This window comes from Panacagrimonas sp. (genome assembly GCF_965216805.1).
Taxonomy (GTDB): Bacteria; Pseudomonadota; Gammaproteobacteria; order Nevskiales; family Nevskiaceae; genus Panacagrimonas.
Genome location: NZ_CBDCGN010000003.1, coordinates 482,107 through 498,720, shown reverse-complemented (window position 1 = coordinate 498,720; position 16,614 = coordinate 482,107). Strand labels below are relative to the sequence as shown.

The 16,614-nt window shown below is 66.3% G+C and carries 13 protein-coding genes; 9 read left to right on the top strand and 4 right to left on the bottom strand.

What is annotated here, in order from left to right; all coding sequences use genetic code 11:
- Positions 1–72: 72 nt before the first annotated feature.
- Together ACOOHP_RS15435 and ACOOHP_RS15430 are read right to left on the bottom strand one after the other, a co-directional pair.
- A complete protein-coding gene (locus tag ACOOHP_RS15435; protein WP_420467377.1) occupies positions 73–315 on the bottom strand; it encodes a FitA-like ribbon-helix-helix domain-containing protein in 243 nt (80 codons plus the stop codon).
- A gap of 144 nt (positions 316–459) precedes the next feature.
- Positions 460–1,695: a thiolase family protein gene (locus ACOOHP_RS15430; protein ID WP_420467376.1), complete on the bottom strand. Its 1,236-nt coding sequence runs from the start codon at positions 1,693–1,695 to the stop codon at positions 460–462.
- 211 nt (positions 1,696–1,906) lie between these two features.
- Here ACOOHP_RS15430 and ACOOHP_RS15425 point away from each other — a divergent pair, with 211 nt between their 5' ends.
- Both ACOOHP_RS15425 and ACOOHP_RS15420 read left to right on the top strand, forming a co-directional pair.
- Positions 1,907–2,518, top strand: a complete 612-nt coding sequence (locus ACOOHP_RS15425) for a glutathione S-transferase family protein (RefSeq protein WP_420467375.1) — start codon at positions 1,907–1,909, stop codon at positions 2,516–2,518.
- A gap of 97 nt (positions 2,519–2,615) precedes the next feature.
- Positions 2,616–3,824 carry an MFS transporter gene (locus ACOOHP_RS15420; RefSeq protein ID WP_420467374.1) on the top strand — a complete coding sequence of 403 codons (1,209 nt, stop codon included), beginning with the start codon at positions 2,616–2,618 and terminating at the stop codon, positions 3,822–3,824.
- Here ACOOHP_RS15420 and ACOOHP_RS15415 read toward each other — a convergent pair.
- Positions 3,821–4,936, bottom strand: a complete 1,116-nt coding sequence (locus tag ACOOHP_RS15415; protein WP_420467373.1) for a fatty acid desaturase — start codon at positions 4,934–4,936, stop codon at positions 3,821–3,823. The genes ACOOHP_RS15420 and ACOOHP_RS15415 overlap by 4 nt on opposite strands.
- Before the next feature lie 722 nt (positions 4,937–5,658).
- On the bottom strand, positions 5,659–6,804 hold the full coding sequence (locus ACOOHP_RS15410) for an epoxide hydrolase family protein (RefSeq protein ID WP_420467372.1): 1,146 nt from the start codon (positions 6,802–6,804) through the stop codon (positions 5,659–5,661).
- Between the two features lie 190 nt (positions 6,805–6,994).
- Here ACOOHP_RS15410 and ACOOHP_RS15405 point away from each other — a divergent pair, with 190 nt between their 5' ends.
- The 7 genes from ACOOHP_RS15405 (at position 6,995) to ACOOHP_RS15375 (ending at position 16,436) form a co-directional block, all read left to right on the top strand.
- A complete protein-coding gene (locus ACOOHP_RS15405; protein WP_420467371.1) occupies positions 6,995–7,498 on the top strand; it encodes a CinA family protein in 504 nt (167 codons plus the stop codon).
- 197 nt (positions 7,499–7,695) lie between these two features.
- Positions 7,696–9,444, top strand: a complete 1,749-nt coding sequence (locus ACOOHP_RS15400; protein WP_420467370.1) for a sensor histidine kinase — start codon at positions 7,696–7,698, stop codon at positions 9,442–9,444.
- Positions 9,437–10,069 (top strand): response regulator transcription factor, encoded by a 633-nt coding sequence (locus tag ACOOHP_RS15395; protein ID WP_420467369.1) that lies wholly within the window; start codon positions 9,437–9,439, stop codon positions 10,067–10,069. The genes ACOOHP_RS15400 and ACOOHP_RS15395 overlap by 8 nt, the downstream gene beginning before the upstream one ends.
- 128 nt (positions 10,070–10,197) lie before the next feature.
- The gene (locus ACOOHP_RS15390) at positions 10,198–10,449 is read left to right on the top strand and encodes a response regulator transcription factor (RefSeq protein ID WP_420467368.1); all 252 of its coding nucleotides are present in this window, start codon (positions 10,198–10,200) and stop codon (positions 10,447–10,449) included.
- A 71-nt stretch (positions 10,450–10,520) separates the two neighbouring features.
- On the top strand, positions 10,521–12,185 hold the full coding sequence (locus ACOOHP_RS15385; protein ID WP_420467367.1) for a hypothetical protein: 1,665 nt from the start codon (positions 10,521–10,523) through the stop codon (positions 12,183–12,185).
- A 181-nt stretch (positions 12,186–12,366) separates the two neighbouring features.
- The gene (locus tag ACOOHP_RS15380; RefSeq protein WP_420467366.1) at positions 12,367–14,115 is read left to right on the top strand and encodes a hypothetical protein; all 1,749 of its coding nucleotides are present in this window, start codon (positions 12,367–12,369) and stop codon (positions 14,113–14,115) included.
- 182 nt (positions 14,116–14,297) lie between these two features.
- Complete coding sequence (locus ACOOHP_RS15375; RefSeq protein WP_420467365.1) at positions 14,298–16,436, top strand: hypothetical protein; 2,139 nt, start codon at positions 14,298–14,300, stop codon at positions 16,434–16,436.
- Positions 16,437–16,614 lie beyond the last annotated feature (178 nt).

The window sequence follows — 16,614 nt, the reverse complement described above, 5'->3', positions numbered from 1 at the left end:
TCAATGTGGTGGTGGCACTCTGCCTCGCATCCGGCTTGCACACTTCGCAAACGACGCTGGTTTCCAGCACGATCACGTGTAGTCCGCGGGCTCCGCTGGCGTAGCATTTCGATCAAGTTGGAGCGCCTGCAACTCAGGAAACGCATGGAAGAACTTGCGTAGCTCTGTCCCCACCTTCGCCCGCTGCGGAAGATCCACCGCGGTGGCCAGAATTGCCCGTACCTCGGCCTCGGTGCTGCGTCCGTGCTGAGCGGCGCGCACGCGCAATGCACGATGAACCTCGGACGTGACGTTGCGGATGGTGAGGGTGGGCATGGCGAGCGTTCCAGTCGAAACGACAGCAATGCGGGCTAGCGATTCCTGCTTCTGCTGTCAGCGTCCCGCGCCGCCCTTGAAAGTTGAATCCCCCGGGGAGAGTTGAATCCCACCGGCTCCCCACTTTTCGAGCCGCTGTCGCTATTACCCCCGCCGTAGCGCCGTAATCACAATCGCCGCAACGTCATTGCCGATCCAGCCACCGCCGTTCTCGGCCAAGGCATGGCGTGCGCCCTGCACCTGACGCTTGCCGCAGCGGCCGCGGAGCTGGTCGGTGAGTTCCACCAACTGGCCGCAGCCGGATGCGCCGATCGGGTGGCCCTTGCGCAGCAGGCCGCCGGAAGGACTGACTACGCAGCGGCCGCCGAGTCTGGTCGCTCCTCTTTCCAGAAGTTTGTAGCCCTCGTTCTTTGCAGCGAGGCCAAGCAACTCGTAGTAGATGACTTCGGCGGGGGCGGAGGCATCGTGCAGTTCCACCACGTCCAGGTCCTGCGGGCCGATGCCGGATTCCTCGTAGCAGAGTCGGGCGGCGTACTCGGGCGCGGTCTCGGTGTCCTGCTCGGTGTAGTCCCAGCCGGTTGCGAGCACTGACGACAGGATGCGTACGCCGTTGTTGTGCAGGCCCAGTTGCCGCGCCTTGCGCTCCGACACCAGCACTAGCGCGGCGGCGCCATCGCCGATGGGCGAGCACATGGGCAGGGTCAGCGGGTCTGAGATCATCGGCGCGGCCAGCACCTGTTCCACGCTCAGCGCTTCCTGATACTGGGCCTTGGGGTTGAGGCTGCCGTGCAAGGAATTCTTGGCGGAGACCATCGCAAAATGTCGCGGCGTGGCGCCGCTGCGCTGCATGTACTGATGCGCCATGCGCGCGTACACGTCCATGAAGATGGAACGCTTGCTGGTGGTTTCGCTCAGATCGGCGCGCACACCGGACGCGGCCAAGTCTTGCGACAACCGTTGCAGGACGCCGTCCATGTCCTCGACGTCCACGGCGCCGGTGAAGACCGAAAAAGTCTTCTGCTTGTCGGCGCTGTAGAGCTTCTCGTACCCCACCACCAGCACCACGTCGTACGCGCCCAGCGACACCATGGCCGCGGCCTGCTGAAAGGCGGTGGACGAAGTGGCGCACGCGTTCTCGCAGTTGATCACCGGAATGCGGCCGATGCCCAGGTTGCGCAGCACCACCTCGCCCGGCACCAGGACCTGCCCGGTGATGATGCCAGCCGCTGCGGTGCCGGTGTAGGCGGCTTGCAGTTCGTGCTTGGCGATGCCGGCATCGGCCAGCGCAATCTCGACTGCTTCGGCCACCAGCGACTTCAGGCCGCGGTCCAGGTATTTGCCGAAGCGCGTCATGCCGGCGCCGGCGATGTAGGCATTCATCTTCACAAGCGGTGCTCCTGCTGAGCCCGGCAGGCTGCGTCCGGGCGATGGGTCGTTTATCGGCTTTTTCGTCGTCGATGTCGATTTCGCGTCGCCGCGTTCGTCGATCCATGACAAACGCAAGCGGGTCACTCCGGCCGCGATGCCAGAGGTTGCGCCGGCTGCGCGCTTGCTTAAGGCACATCCCCGATTCTGCCCCGAGGAGCAAACGATGGAGCTGCACTATTTTCACGCCATGAATCCGCGCAAGGCCTGCGCAGTGGCCAAGCTGCTCAAGCTGCCGATGACCTATCGCCTTGTGGACGTGGCCGGTGGCGGGCTGCGCACCGCGGAATTTCTGGCCCTCAATCCGAATGCCAAGGCCCCGGTGCTGGTGGATGGCGATCTCAAGCTGTCGGAGGCGGCGGCCATCCTGGTTTATCTGGTCAATCAGGCGGGGTCCGATCTGTGGCCCGGCACAGCGGATCAACAGGTGGAGGTGCTGCGCTGGATCAGTTGGGATGCCTGGGAATGGGCGCCGGCCATCGGCACGTTCTACTTCGAGCACGGGATCAAACCCGTGTTCGGCCTGGGCGCGCCGGATCAGGCGCTGCTGGCCAGCAAGGCACCCAGGGTCGCCAAGCTGGCCGCCATCCTTGATGCGCATGTTGCAAGCACCGATTACCTGGCCAACGGCCGCCTGAGCGTGGCCGACTTCCATGTCGCCGCCATGCTGCCGGACTGGCAGGCGCATCACATGCCGCTGGGCGACTATCGTCATCTGCTGGCATGGCATGAGCGCCTGATGGCGATTCCCGAATGGCGGGATCCCTGGCCAGCCTGACGTGCGATGTCGGGCACTGCAGATTCGTCCCACGTGGTGCCGCATGCACCTCGGCGCTAAGGTAGCCCGCCGCCCACTCTCACTTCCTGGATCGATCGTGTTCGGACGCCCTATGCATCGACAGGTGGCGCTGCTGTCCACCGCGCAGGCCTTGTTCCAGACCGGCTCGGTGCTGGTGATGACGGTAGGCGGGCTGGCCGGCGGCGCCATCGCAGCTTCGCCCTCGCTGGCCACCCTGCCGATTGCGACGATGTTTCTCGGTACTGCGCTGGCGACGTTTCCGGCCTCGATGTGGATGGAGCGCGTGGGGCGTCGCGTGGGATTTTTCGCAGGCGCGCTGCTCGGCACGTTGGGTGCGCTGCTGGCCGCGGCCGGCATCTGGACCGAGTCGCTGGCCTTGCTGGCGCTGGGCACGATGCTGTTCGGCAGCTATCAGGGCTTTGCGCAGTTTTATCGCTTTGCCGCGGGCGAGGTCGCCGACGAAAGCTTTCGTCCGCGCGCGATTTCGCTGGTGCTGGCCGGCGGCGTGGTGGCCGCGTTTACCGGCCCCTGGCTGGCGCGCATCGGCGGCCCGCTGCTGCAGCCCGATTACCTGGGCTCGTTCCTGCTGTTGGCGCTGGTGTCCGCCGGCGCCGCCGGCTTGCTGCTGGGACTGCGCGTGCCCGCGGCGGTGGCGCCACCGGCAGGCCTCGGCAGCGTACCGATGCTGCGGCCGTGGCGGGTCATCGTCACCCAGCCGACCTACCTGGTGGCGCTGTTCGGCGCCGCGACCGGCTTCGGCGTGATGGTGCTGGCGATGACCGCCACGCCGATCGCGATGGTGCATCACCAGCACCATCTGGCCGATGCATCCGCGGTGATCCAGGTGCATGTGCTGGGCATGTTTCTGCCGTCGTTCTTCACCGGCAGTCTGATCGCGCGCTTTGGCGTGCTGCAGGTGATGTTCGCCGGCGTGGGACTGTTCCTGGGCCATGTCCTGATCACCCTGACCGGCACCGGTTTCTATTCGTTTGCGGTGGCGCTGACCCTGCTCGGCGTGGGCTGGAATTTTCTCTATATCGGCGGCACCACCTTGCTCACCGGCACCTATCACCCCGCCGAAAAAGGACGCGCGCAGGCCACCAATGACCTGACCATCTTCGCCGTGGGCCTGCTGTGTTCCCTGGCCGCCGCGGCATTGCTGCACGCGGTGGGCTGGCAGATGCTCAACCTGCTGCTGCTGCCGTGGCTGGCCGCCGCCGCCGCGGCACTGCTGTGGCTGGGCTGGCGCCAGCGCAACCAGGCCGCGGGTGTCGCCGCGGGTTAAGTGCCGAACGTGGCGGCGCTAGCCGCCGGTGCAGGCGCGGGGTTCATCGCATACCGATTGGCGCGACCAAAGCTGCCGAAGTCGTTGAATCGCACACCCACCTCGCGCAAGGCCTGATGCGCCTTGGATGCGGTGAGCTGACGCACGTAGAAGGTTTCGCCCACCACAAAATGGTGGATAGCGTGCGTGCTGCCAAAGTTGAAGCAGAACAGTTGCAGCGGCCACAGCCACCAGCGGTCGAATACTTGCGTCTGCTGCACCGGGTTGTTGGCCTCCACATCGCCGTAGTAGTGCATGTTGCTGCTGATGAAGTGCAGGCAGAACGTGCGCAGGGTATTGGGCAGCACCCAGATCACCGCCAGCAGATTCACCCAGGGCATCGCTGCCGACAACGCAGCCGGCCAGGTTGGTGTCCAGCCCAGCAGCGGACCCAGCAGCTCGGCGCCGTGCACGATCAGATAGGTCAGCAGCAAACCCTGATAGATGAAGGTGAACGGGAAATAGCTGGTCAGCAGTTCGCGGGCGATGGCACGCCGCTGCGCACCCGTCTGCACCGGCTGCGCCTTGACGAAGCGCGCACTCAACCGCGCCATGCGCAGCGGCCGCAGGACCACCGCCAGGCCCAGATCGCCGGTCATCAGCAGGCGCTTGAGACCCCAGCGCTCGCCGTTGGTGATGGTCTGTTCCTCCAGGTCGGTCGCGGTGCCGGAGAACTTGTGGTGATGCAGATGAATGCGCCGCCGCACAAACGGGCTCGCCGTGCTGGGTCGCGCCGCCCAGCCCAGCCACAGCATCAGCCGGTTGGCCCAGGGACGATCACGGAAGTACATCAGGTGAATCAGATCGTGTTCCAGCTCGTGGATCAGCGAGGTCAGCAGCGCCACCAGCGGAATGCACAGCCACCACGGCATCAGCCCCTGCGCATACAGCCAGCCACAGCCAAGCATCCCGACAAGGCTGAAGGCCATGATGCCGGCGCCGATGGCGTCCTGATGGCGCAGCAGCGGATACCGCTCGCGCAACTCATCACCCGCCTGCCGCACCACACGGCGAACATGCGCGACGCGTTCGGCATCGGACGAGAAAACAGGTTGGGCGGCGGCGATATTCATCGTGGCTCCAGCGATGCGGAATGATGCAGCGCCACTATGCGCCCGTGCGGGGCCGAGGCGTCAGATGTGCCCGGGCCTTGTTGCTTGGCATTTGGGGCCAGCCTGGCGGGTGAAGCCCGAACCCATCGGCAGTGCAAGTCCTGACATTCCATCCGACCTTCGTGGATGCAGCTTGTCGTGAACCAGGATGAAGCGTCTAATTCAGCCGACCTGAGCCTACTTGGTTCGCAGCCGATCACGGGCCTGGTCGAGCAGTCGCAGACCTGCGGCATCTGTCCCGTTCATAGCGTCATAACCCGGGAGTCAGCGCATGAAGGCATCATCATTCAATGAGTTGCGCGTCCAGCCTCGGTGTTATTAGACATGCCATCCGGTTTATCCGACTCGGTCTGTCGTCTAATAAAGCGTTGAACTAAACCGCTATCGCGGTAGTTTTGCGATTTGTTGAGTCTGTGCAGTTTTCTGTTTTGCGCTGATCGTTGCAGCTTCCTCTCACGGGAACGGCTGCACGGCAGCTCGTTCCAGCGGGCGCGTAGCGCATGCCGCTCAATTACATCTGCGGCTTACGTGGCCAAGGTGTGCAACGAGCAACGGTCTTCGCGCACCGCTCGCAATAAAGCTCTTTGAATTCGGCTTCGGGATCCATAGCTCTAATCAGGCGCTCCAGCCGACCCGACGGTTCCTACGCTTTAGTGGACACCCTGAACTAACCCCACGCGCCCTCAGACCGGCACCCGCGCCGCCCAAGCACGCACCTCCCCCACAAACAGCTCCGGCTGCTCGAACGCGGCGAAGTGGCCGCCTTTGGAAAGCTCGTTCCAGTAGATGAGCTGCGGCATGCAGCGCTCCGCCCAGGTGCGCGGGGCGCGATAGATTTCCTTGGCGAAGATGCTGCAGCCCACCGGCAGTTTCAGCGGCACGGCGAAGAAGCCGCCTTTGTAGCTTTCCCAGTACAGGCGGGCGGATGAGGCGCCGCTGTTGGTGAGCCAGTAGAGGGTGATGATGTCCAGCATCTGGTCGAAGCTCAGCGCGTTGCGGGTGTCGCCCCCGCAATCGGTCCAGCGCCAGAATTTCTCGTAGATCCACATGGCCTGCCCGACTGGTGAGTCCGCCAGGCCATAGCCCAGGGTCTGCGGGCGGGTGGATTGCTGATGCGAATAGCCGGAGTCCCACTCTCCGTATTCGGTCATGGCACGCACCATCTCGGCTTCATCCGGCGATAGCTCTCCGGCAGGAATCTCGCGCGGCATCACCAGCGGCATGTTGACGTGAATGCTCTTGAGGCCGGCGGGCCGCTGTGCGCCCATGGCGGTGGTGATGGCGGCGCCCCAGTCGCCACCCTGCGCAAGGTATTCGGTATAGCCCAGGCGCTGCATCAGCGTGTGCCAGGTCTGCGCAATCTTTGGAACTGACCAGCCCTTGTTCGTGGGTTTGCCGGAAAAACCGAAGCCGGGCAGGGAAGGAATCACCAGATGAAACGCATCTTCGGCCTTGCCGCCATGCGCGGTGGGATGGGTGAGCGGCTCGATGACCTTGAGGAATTCCAGCACCGCGCCGGGCCAGCCGTGGCTGAGCAACAGCGGCCGCGCGTTCTCATGCGGTGAGCGCACGTGCAGGAAATGGATGGACAGGCCATCGATCTCGGTGGTCCATTGAGGATGGCGGTTGAGCGCGGCCTCGCAGCGGCGCCAGTCATAGGCGTTCATCCAGTGATCCACCAGTTGCCGCGCCTCGGCCAGCGGCACGCCCTGGCTCCAGCCCTCCACGGTCTCGGCATCCGGCCAGCGGGTGCGGCGCAGGCGGGCCTGCAGATCGTCCAGGTCGGCCTGCGGGATGGAAACTTTGAAAGGCGTAACGGCGGTGTTCATCGTGTCGTGCGAGGGATTGATTTGGGGTAAGGGTTGCCACAAGCTTGCATCAGCATTGGCCGCGGCGACTACCGCGGACCCTCCCTGAGCACATGATGGTTGCCCGCGCGACTCGCTGTTCCCATTGCTGCTTCCAGAGCCCGGGTATCGCGGTGAGCATGCTGTTCCTTCCGATGTCACACTCAGCGCCATGAACCAGCTCCTTACGCTCGGCGAGCACGCCGGAGAACTGCTCAAGACACGCGGCGAAAGAATCGTCGTCGCCGAAACCTCGGCCGGTGGTCTGGTCTCCACCGCATTGCTGGCCGTGCCCGGCGCCTCCGTGTACTACGTTGGCGGGGCCATCACCTATTCGCTCAAGTCGATCCATGCGCTGGCCGGTATCGACATGGATGTGCTGCAGAAGCAGAACATCCGCTCCAGCTCGGAGCCTTACGCGCAAATCCTGGCGCGCACCATTCGCGAGAAGCATCCGCGCGTTACCTGGGGCCTGTCCGAGAGCGGCGCGGCCGGCCCCACGGGCAATCGCTACGGCGATCCCGCAGGCCATACCTGCATGGCGGTGGATGGGCCGGTGAAGCTGGTGCGCACGCTGCGTACCGGGCAATCGGAGCGCTATCCGAACATGCTGGCGTTTGCGCAGGCCACCTTGGCCTTGTTGATCGAAGCGCTGGAATCTGCTCCCCGCGGTTGAATCGGGCGATCTGCGCCAGGCCAGCTCCGTAGCCCGGTTCCGCGCAGCGGAGCCGGGATCGGACCCTCTCAAAGAGCCCCCGGCTTCGCTGCGCGAAACCGGGCTACGTTGGCGCCTTGCTGATCCTGTCGGCTCGCGGCAGGCACACGCCGCAGCACATATTTGTAAAGTAGCGGCGGGATTGCTCGGGGATAAACGTGGACGCCAGCCTGATCGGCCTGGCTCTGACCATGGCCGCTGCCTGGATGCAGCCCGACGTGGCGGTGCTGGAGGATCCCGATGCCAGTCGGGATATCGCCACCGTCAGCCAGCCTGGCCTGATCGATGCTTTCGAGCCGGTGACGGCGCAGCCGCTGAACCTGGGGCTGAGCGCATCGGCGTGGTGGCTGCGCATCAAGATTCCTGCCGCGGCGTCGTCGCGGTTGCTCAGCGTTCCGTATTCGCAGAACGACGAGTTGAGCTTGTATCGGCCCGAAGGCGAGGCCTGGATCGAATCGTCCGCTGGGGATCAGCAACCCTATGCGCATCGTCATCTGCTGCATGCGACGCCGCTGTTCGAGATTCCGGCCGGCTTCTCCGGCGTGCTGTACCTGCGCGCCGTCTCGTCGGGCTCGGTGCTGCTGCCGCTGGAGTTGTGGGACGAGCGCGCGTTCTGGCAGCAGGATCGGCGCGCGCAACTGGCGTACGGTTTCTACTACGCGTTCCTGCTGGCCCTGGCGCTCTACAACCTGTTTCTGTGGAGCGTGGTGCGCGACCGCGCCTATCTGTACTACGTGCTGTACCTGTTTGCCCTGGTCTGCTTTCAGGGTTCGTACACCGGCCACGGCGGCTGGCTGCTGTGGCCGCAGTCGCCCGCCTGGGCCAATCTGGCGACCCTGGTCGGGCTGGCCGGCACGCTGGGTTTCGGTGCGGCTTTCGTTGCCAACATGGTCCGGACCGCCGGCTACTGCCCGCGCTGGCATCGCGCGCTGCAAGGCCTGATGCTGGCCGCAGTGCTGACACTGCCACTGTTGGTGCTCCAGTACCGCGCGGGCATGGCATTGCTGCTGCTGGCGGTGCTGATCTCCATCCTCGTGTTTCCCGGCGCCATCATTTCGGCCTATGTCGCGGGAGCGCGTCAGGCCCGCTTCCTGGTGATCGGACTGGCCGCCTTTCTGCCCGGTGCGGCCTTGCTGGTGTTGCGCACCCTGGGGCTGATACCCAGCAACTGGTGGACCGAGCACGCCTACCAGCTCGGCACCCTGGCCGAGGTGATGTTCCTGTCCTTTGCGCTGGCGGATCGCATCAACCTGCTCAATGCCGAGCGCGATCGCGCCACCACCGCGCTGGCCGAGCAGCGCGAGCGCAGCGCGCAGGCCCTGCTGGACACCCAGGACGCCGAGCGTCGGCGCATCGCCCAGGACCTGCACGACGGCCTGGGCCAGCAGTTGCTGGCGGTGCTCGGAGGTTTACGCGGCCTGCCGGCCGAGCACACGCCGCCGCTGGAATCGGGCCTGCGCGAGGCGATCCAGGAAACCCGTCGCGTGGCCGCCAACCTCTATCCCAGCCAGCTCGACCGTCTGGGCCTGCGCGAGGCGCTGGAGGCGATGATGGCCACCTTGTTCGAACCCGCCGGGGTCGACTACACACACGAGATCGACGAGATCGCACTCGATCAGCGCGATGCGCTGCAGGTGTTCCGCGTTGCCCAGGAAGCCCTGAGCAATGCGCTGCGTCACGCCGCGGCGCGCCACGTCAGCCTGCGGCTGCAGCAGCGCGACGACGGTTATGTCCTGCACATCGAGGACGATGGCCGCGGCCTGCCGCCGCCGGCGCAACGTCGCGCCGGTCGCGGCCTGACCGGCATGCAGGATCGCGCGCTGCGTTTGAACGCCACGCTGCGGATGGAGCCGCGAGCCGGCGGCGGCACCCGCATCGAACTGCAGGCTCCGTTGCGCCATGGCTGAGCGCGTGCTGATTGCCGACGACCATCCTATCTTTCGCCGCGGCCTGCGCGAGGTGCTGGCGACCGTCGATGACTTCGAAGTGGTGGCCGAGGCCGGCAACGGCATCGAGGCGCTGCGCCTGTTCCGCGAAGTGCGGCCACGCATCGCGCTGCTGGACATCTCCATGCCTGAACTCGATGGCTTGGGTGTGCTGGCGCAGGCGCTGCGCTGGCCGGACCCGCCGGCCTGCGTGATGCTAACCATGCACGACGAGCGGGCCTGGTTCAATCGCGCCTTTCGCCTGGGTGCGCAGGGCTACCTGCTCAAGGAAAACGCCGAGACCGAGATCGAACGCTGCCTGCGGGCGGTGCTGCGCGGCCAGCGTTACGTCGGCAGCGGCATCGTCTGGAAGCTCGACAGCGGCGGCGAACTGCACGCCATCGATCCGCTGTCCAGCCTCACCGCCGCCGAGCGCCGCGTGCTGCGTCTGGTGGCCGACTACCGCTCCAGTCGCGAGATCGGCGAGCTGCTCAACATCAGCACACGCACCGTGGATAACCATCGCGCGCACATCGCCACCAAGCTCGATCTGCGCGGTGCCAACGCGCTGCTGAAATTCGCGCTGGATCACCGGTCGCGGTTGTAATCGAGCCGGACCGGGCGGCCGGCACGGGCGGCGGGTCGATCACGATTTTCGATGCCCGCGCAGTGCATTCCGGCGAATGAGTAGAACCGCTCATGGCCGCCGCCGCGGGGCGGGGCCACGCTGCTGCCATGCCCGCGTCCCCCGGCCCCGCTTCCCATCGGCTCAGCACACGACAGCGCGAAGTGCTGCAACTGGTGGCGACCGGATGGTCGAGCGTTCGCATCGCCGCCCATCTGGGCTTGAGTACCCGCACGGTGGAGAACCACCGCGCGCACGCCTGCCGGCGCCTCGGCCTGCGCGGTCCGAACGCCTTGCTGCGCTGGACTTGGCAGCACCTCGATCAGCCCGCGGCCGGACCTGCGAACCGGGAAATTGAGTAGTTCCGCTCATGGCGGGCCGGCGCTGCCGTTCCTACTGTGGCGTCGTCGCACCGCCTAGCCGGAGAACGGCCATGATCCGATCCTGCCTGCTCCTTGCGCTGATTCCGATGTCGATGTTCGTTGCCGCCTGCGGAGGCGGCGGTGGCTCGGACGGCGGCGGCGGTGGCCTGACGCCGGTCCCCAACAGCATCGAAGAGGCCGTGCAGCAGCAATCCGCCGCCGCAGCCCTGATCAAGTCGCTGGTCGAGGAACTCATCAACGCCGAAAACGCCGCCAGCGATGCGCTGGACGACGAGCGCTACACCGACTTCGACGCTTGGTGGCGCGATGACTATCCGGACTGGGTGGAACGCTTTTCCGCTGCGGCCGATCGCTTTGCACAGACCGAGCAGAACCTGGTGATGCTGGCCCTGACCGAACAGGCGCAAAGCACTTCGTCAAAGTCCGGTGGTGACGCTCCGGAGAACGCGCCGGCCAAGGTGGTGCCCTTGCCGATCGTGCTGCTGGCGGTCGCCACCATCACTGCCATCGCGGCCAAGGAGCGCGAGCGCCTGGCGCGGCTCAATGACGGCGTCGACGAAGCAGAAACCCAGGCGATCATCGACGCACGTGCCGCCTATCTGCGGGCCCGACAGGGTCTCAACGAGATCCAGGCGCAGGTGCGGGCGCAGGCCGACGTGGCGCAGGTCGAGGTGCTGCGCGGCCTGAAGAACGGCATCGAACACGCCCGCCAGTTCGCCACCGAGCAGGCGACCGCGTTCTTCGGCAGCTACCTGCCCGAGGCCGCGGGTGAGGTGATGGACCTGTTCGACAGCGCCGACAAGCTCGGCGAGATCCGGGACAACGTCACCGTGCTGCTCAGCGATCCGGATTGCGACACCACGTCGGCGCCGGGACAGTCGGCGACGGTGCCGGCCAAGGCCCTCGAGGAATTCCCGGTGTGCCGGGTGCGATTCTGCGACGCCAGCGACTTCCAGTGCGACGACGTGCCCGAAGGACAGTGGGCCACCAGCCTCTACGCCGACGATTTCCTGCGCGACGAGGTCGTGGTCGATGTGCAGTCCGGCACCTTCAACGACGCCGACTTCACGCTGTTCACGCCCGAGGAAGCCGATGCCGCCCGCGATGATCCCGGCAATGGCGGCGGTGGCGGCAATGGCGGGGGGGGTGGTGGGGGTGGCGGTGGCGGCTTCAACGAACTCGCCTCGGCCAGCTTCGAGGTGCGCCTGATCGCCGACGGCGTGCGCTTCGACCCCGAGACCTTCGAGGACTTTCCCGAGACCCGCAGCGTCGTCGTCAGCGGCTCGATGCTGCCGCCGCTGGGACCGCAGGACTGCATCCCGTTGGTCGATCCACCGTCAGACTTCGGATTCGGATTCCTCGAGCAGTCGCCGGAAACGGCCAGCACCCGCGTGTTCCGCCAGGTCGGGGGACTGATCCGCGCCACCGACTGCGCGCAACTGCCGGTCGTGGCAATCCTGGCCGGCGAGGAATTCGGCAGCAATCCGGTGATCGACGTCGAGGATCTTGGTGCGGAATTCGCCGGCGTACCGCGCGAATCACTGCAGGGTGGTGACAGCTTCAGCAGTGCCAGCCGCATCGTGTTCGGCCTTTCCGGCAGCGCGGTATGCGCGGCGTTGAGCGACTTCGCCTACGGCGCCGACGACGGCGACTTCTTCGCCGACGCCGCCCTCTGCGATGCGTCCAGCCGGCTGGAGATCGTGTTCGAACGCTGAGCATCGGGAGTCGGGCGCGCACGCATGTCAACGCTGATCCCGGGCCGGGGGAGCCGGCGCGTGGTTCGGGAGCGAACACGGATTCGGACCCCGCAGACCTGATTGAGCGGATCTGCTCATGGCCGCACCGCGCGTCCGCCCCTACCGTGATGCCATTTCACCGCGCTGCCGGAGAACGACCATGATCCGCGCCCTGCTTGTTTGCTCCCTGTTCTCGACAACCCTGCTCTTCGCCGGATGCGGCGGCGGTGGGGGCGGCGGCGGCGCAGACGGCGGCGGTTCCGGCGACGGGCTTCTCATCCGCATCCCGACCAGCACCGCCCAGGCGGTACAGGAGCAGGCCGAAGCCGCCGCCGAACTCGAGCGGCTCGTCGAGGAGCTGATCATCGGCGACAACCGCGCCAACACCGCGTTGAACGACGAGCGCTACACCGATTTCGACGACTACTGGCGCAACGACTATCCGGACTGGGTGGAGCGTTTCTCCAATGCCGCGGACCGCTTCGCTCGGGCCGAGCAGAACGTGTTGATGCTAGCGCTGACCGAGCAGGCGCGAAGCGCCACGGCCCGGTCCGGTGACGACGCTGCGGAAAGCGCGCCGGCCAAGGTCGTACCGCTTCCGGTGGTGCTGATCGCGGCCGCGTCCTCCAGCGGGATTGCATCGCTGGAACTCGCTCGCCTCGCGCGCATCGATGAAGGCCTGGAGGAAACCGAAATCGATGCCCTCATCGACGCCCGCGCGGCCCATCTTCGCGCCACGCAGGGCCTCAATGAGGTCCAGGCCAGGGTACGGGCGATCGCCGATGTCGGTGAGGTCGAGGTGCTACGCGGCCTCAAGTACGGCATCGAACATTCTCTACAGTTCGCCGTCGAGCAGGCCACGTCCTTCTTCGGCAGCTACCTGCCACAAACCATTGGCGACATCATGGACCTGTCCGACAACGCCAACCTGCTCGCGGAGATCCGCGACAACGTCACCGTGCTCCTGAGTGATCCGGACTGCGATACCACCTCGGCCCCGGAACAGTCGGCGACTGCGCCCGCCAAGGCGCTGGAAGAATTCCCGACGTGCCGCGTGCGCTTCTGCGATGCCGGCGACCTGCGATGCAATGACGTGCCCGAGGGCGACTGGGCGACCAGCGTGTACTCCGACGATTACCTGCGTGACGAGGTCAACGTCAACGTGCAGTCAGGAACCCCCAACGATGCCGTGTTCACCCTGTTCACGCCTGCGGAAGCCGACGCCGCGCGCGACCCCGGAAACGGTGGCGGTGATGGCGGTGATGGTGGTGATGGCGGTGGCGGGGATGATGGCGGTGGCGGGGATGATGGCGGAGGAGGTGGTGATGGCGGTGGCGGGAGCGGGGGCGGCGGTGGGGGTGGCTTCAACGAACTGGCCTCGGCCAGCTTCGAGCTGCGCCTGACGGCCGACGGCGAGCGCTTCGACGACGAAACCCTCGAGTCCTTTCCCGAGACCCGCAGCGTCATTGTCACCGGTGCGATGCTGCCGCCGCTGGGGCCGCAGGACTGCATTCCACTGGCCGCTCCGCCATCCGACTTCGGCTTCGGATTCCTGAGTCAGTCGCCGGCCTCGGCCAGCACCCGGCTGTTGCGACAGGTCGGGGGGACCATCCGCGCCACCGACTGTGCTCAGCTGCCGCTAGCCGCGATCGTGGCGGGCGAGGCGTTCGGCAGCGACCCGGAGACCGAGGTCGAGGACCTCGACGCTCAATTCGGAAACGTGCCGCGTGAGTCGCTGCAAGGCGGTGACAGCTTCAGCAGTGCCAGCCGCATCGTGTTCGGCCTTTCCGGCAGCGCGGTGTGCGCGGCCCTGCGCGACTTCAGCTACGACAGTGACGACGGCGCCTACTCTGCCGACGCCGCCCTCTGCGATGCCTCGAGCCGTCTGGAGATCGTGTTCGAGCGTTGACGCGGAAACGGCGGTTCAGGGATGGACCGTCCGGGCCGGCCGCCCCTTGATCATCCCGATCGGCAACGCAGATTCGGGATCGCCACTCCGCCGGCATCCGCCACTAGGGATTGAGTAGATTTACTCATGGCGTGCGCGGCGGGCGACGTCTAGCCTTGATCGTCGACCCTCTGGATTCCGCCATGTTCCGCATCCTTGCGCGTGCCGCGCTCGCCGGTTCAGTCCTGGCTCTGCTCGCGGCCTGCGGTGGCGGTGGTGGTGGTGGCGGGGACGCGGGCGGCGACGACGGCATCGATCCGCCGGGACCGGCCGCCTCGCCGTTCACCGATCGCGCCGTTTCGGTCAACCCCACCGATCCGCGGGTCTACAGCTTGGCGGTGGAAAGCGGAGAGACGGTGGACTACCTGGCGCAACGCGATGCGTCCGGCATTCCCACCGTGATCAAGATGATCGACTACGCGAACGCGGACGGCGAGCGATTCCAGATTTCGCTCGACGCGTTCGGCCTGCCGGTGCGCGCGGTGGACGAAGACGGGCGCGTGCTGGAGCTGACCTATCTGGACGACAACGACCAGCCGATCGCCCTGCCGGCTGAAGCTGCAGCAAGCTCGGCAAGCGCCAAGCAGGGCACGGTGACAAGCATCGCCGGCATCTCGGCGCAGATCAGTGCGCCGGACGACGACCAGAGCGGCGCCGTCACGCAGTCCGCTGCACGCTTTCGATTGTCGCAACCGACAACGGTGAGCCTTGCGCCGCCGTCGCTGGTCGCGATACAGCCGCAGGGCAATATCGACGTGCTGGTGTCCAAGTGCGGAACGCCGATCAATCCCAGCGGCGACGTCTTCGTTCGCTACACCGACATCAGCTCGCTCGGCACCCGCCGCTATCCGGCCTTTCCGACCTCGCAGCCGGGGCGGTTCGTGGCCAACATTCCCACCCGCCAGCCAGTCGACGTGCCCGACGCGCTGGAATCGGTCTGCAGCGGATTCGCCAACACGCTCGGAACCTTCTGCTCGGTGTTTGACGCGGGCCTCGCCCAGGGCGCCGCCGGATCGATGTCCGACCCTGCGTTCCAGACCGCCCTGTGCACGGCCCTGGGCGTGGCGGTCGCGCCGGTGGCAACGCCGGTGGCTGCAGCGGCGGCAGGCGCCTCCTGCCAGGCGATGCTGGCCGGCGCCACTCTGGCCTGCGGCACTTTGGGCTTGTCGGCCGATCCGACCCCGGACGGCAACTCCGTGCTGCAGGCCCTGTGCCGCAGCGAAGAAGCTCTGCGCGCGGTGGACTCGGCGGTGGGCATCGACCAGGTCACGCTGCAGGCGGTGGCCGATTTCCAGACCGGCGCGGCCCTGGTGGCGGCGGGCAGCGCCGATCCGGGCATCGCGGCGTCCACCGAGCGGGTGGTGAGCGCGGCCGGACCCTTTTCGGACCTGATCGTCGATAGCCTGACCCCTTCGGTGGACGCGCTGGTCACCGATCCCGCTCCGCCCGTGCTCGGCAGCCCCTACATCGCACGTGCCGACCTGTCCTGCGTGCTGGGCGCGCAACTGGATCTGAGTGTCGACAGCGACGGTGATGTCATCGCGTTCGAAAACGTGTTCGGCGCGTCCGACCAGCAGAGCATCTCGGTCGAGGTGCCTGCTGCTACGGACCCCGAGACGGTTGATCGCCTGCGGGTCTCGGCCGTCAACGACGCTCTGGCGCAGTCGGTGATCCGAACCCGTTTCGTGCGCTTCGATCCCGGCGAGGAAGATCCCGGCGGCGGCGGCGGTGGTGGTGGTGGCGGTGGTGGCGGCCCGATCAGCTCCGCCAACATGTCCTTGCGCCTGCTGGCCGAGGGCGATGTTTTTCTGCCGTCGCCGGGAACGGAAACCCGCACCATCACCGTCATCGGGGCCGACTTGTTGCCGCTGGGGAATTTCGACTGCGTTCCGACGACGGCGGTACCGGCGCTGTTCTACAACTTCCAGCAGAACACGGTGCCGGGCTCGGATGCCGATGTCCGCGCGCTATTGGGCAACATCCGCGCCGCGGATTGCGCGCAGTTGCCGGACGTCACCCTGGTCAGCACCAATCCCGCGTTCGAGGCCAACATCGAACTCGCCGGCATTCCGCTCGACAACCTGTTTGGTGCCGACAGCTTCCAGCAGGCCTCGGCGGTGCGTTTCAGGCTGGACGGCGAGGCGGTCTGCAGCGCGTTGCGCAACTTCGACTACCGCGCCCTGAATCTGGCCGGCGACACCCAGTTCATCGCACAAAGGCTGAGCTGCGACGCCAGCAGCGCGCTCGACATCACGTTTTTCCGCGAGTTGGACCCGCCTTGATTTGCAGCGGATGAGGTCGCTGCAGATTCCCCGAGGGGAGAAAACCGCCAAGCTCCGGAAACCGCATTTCAACGCAAAGGCGCAGAGCAAACGGAAAGGACGCCGGGGATGGTTCTGGCCTGCGCCCCTCACCAGAGGAGCCAAGGCTGTCCACGGTGTTTACTTTGCGTCCTTTGCG

Bases quoted from the DNA above. Each gene is read 5' to 3' on its own strand.
- ACOOHP_RS15435 (WP_420467377.1), bottom strand. From the start codon at position 315: ATGCCCACCCTCACCATCCGCAACGTCACGTCCGAGGTTCATCGTGCA.
- ACOOHP_RS15375 (WP_420467365.1), top strand. From the start codon at position 14,298: ATGTTCCGCATCCTTGCGCGTGCCGCGCTCGCCGGTTCAGTCCTGGCT.
- ACOOHP_RS15425 (WP_420467375.1), top strand. From the start codon at position 1,907: ATGGAGCTGCACTATTTTCACGCCATGAATCCGCGCAAGGCCTGCGCA.
- ACOOHP_RS15390 (WP_420467368.1), top strand. From the start codon at position 10,198: ATGCCCGCGTCCCCCGGCCCCGCTTCCCATCGGCTCAGCACACGACAG.
- ACOOHP_RS15395 (WP_420467369.1), top strand. From the start codon at position 9,437: ATGGCTGAGCGCGTGCTGATTGCCGACGACCATCCTATCTTTCGCCGC.
- ACOOHP_RS15430 (WP_420467376.1), bottom strand. From the start codon at position 1,695: ATGAATGCCTACATCGCCGGCGCCGGCATGACGCGCTTCGGCAAATAC.
- ACOOHP_RS15415 (WP_420467373.1), bottom strand. From the start codon at position 4,936: ATGAATATCGCCGCCGCCCAACCTGTTTTCTCGTCCGATGCCGAACGC.
- ACOOHP_RS15385 (WP_420467367.1), top strand. From the start codon at position 10,521: ATGATCCGATCCTGCCTGCTCCTTGCGCTGATTCCGATGTCGATGTTC.
- ACOOHP_RS15380 (WP_420467366.1), top strand. From the start codon at position 12,367: ATGATCCGCGCCCTGCTTGTTTGCTCCCTGTTCTCGACAACCCTGCTC.
- ACOOHP_RS15410 (WP_420467372.1), bottom strand. From the start codon at position 6,804: ATGAACACCGCCGTTACGCCTTTCAAAGTTTCCATCCCGCAGGCCGAC.
- ACOOHP_RS15405 (WP_420467371.1), top strand. From the start codon at position 6,995: ATGAACCAGCTCCTTACGCTCGGCGAGCACGCCGGAGAACTGCTCAAG.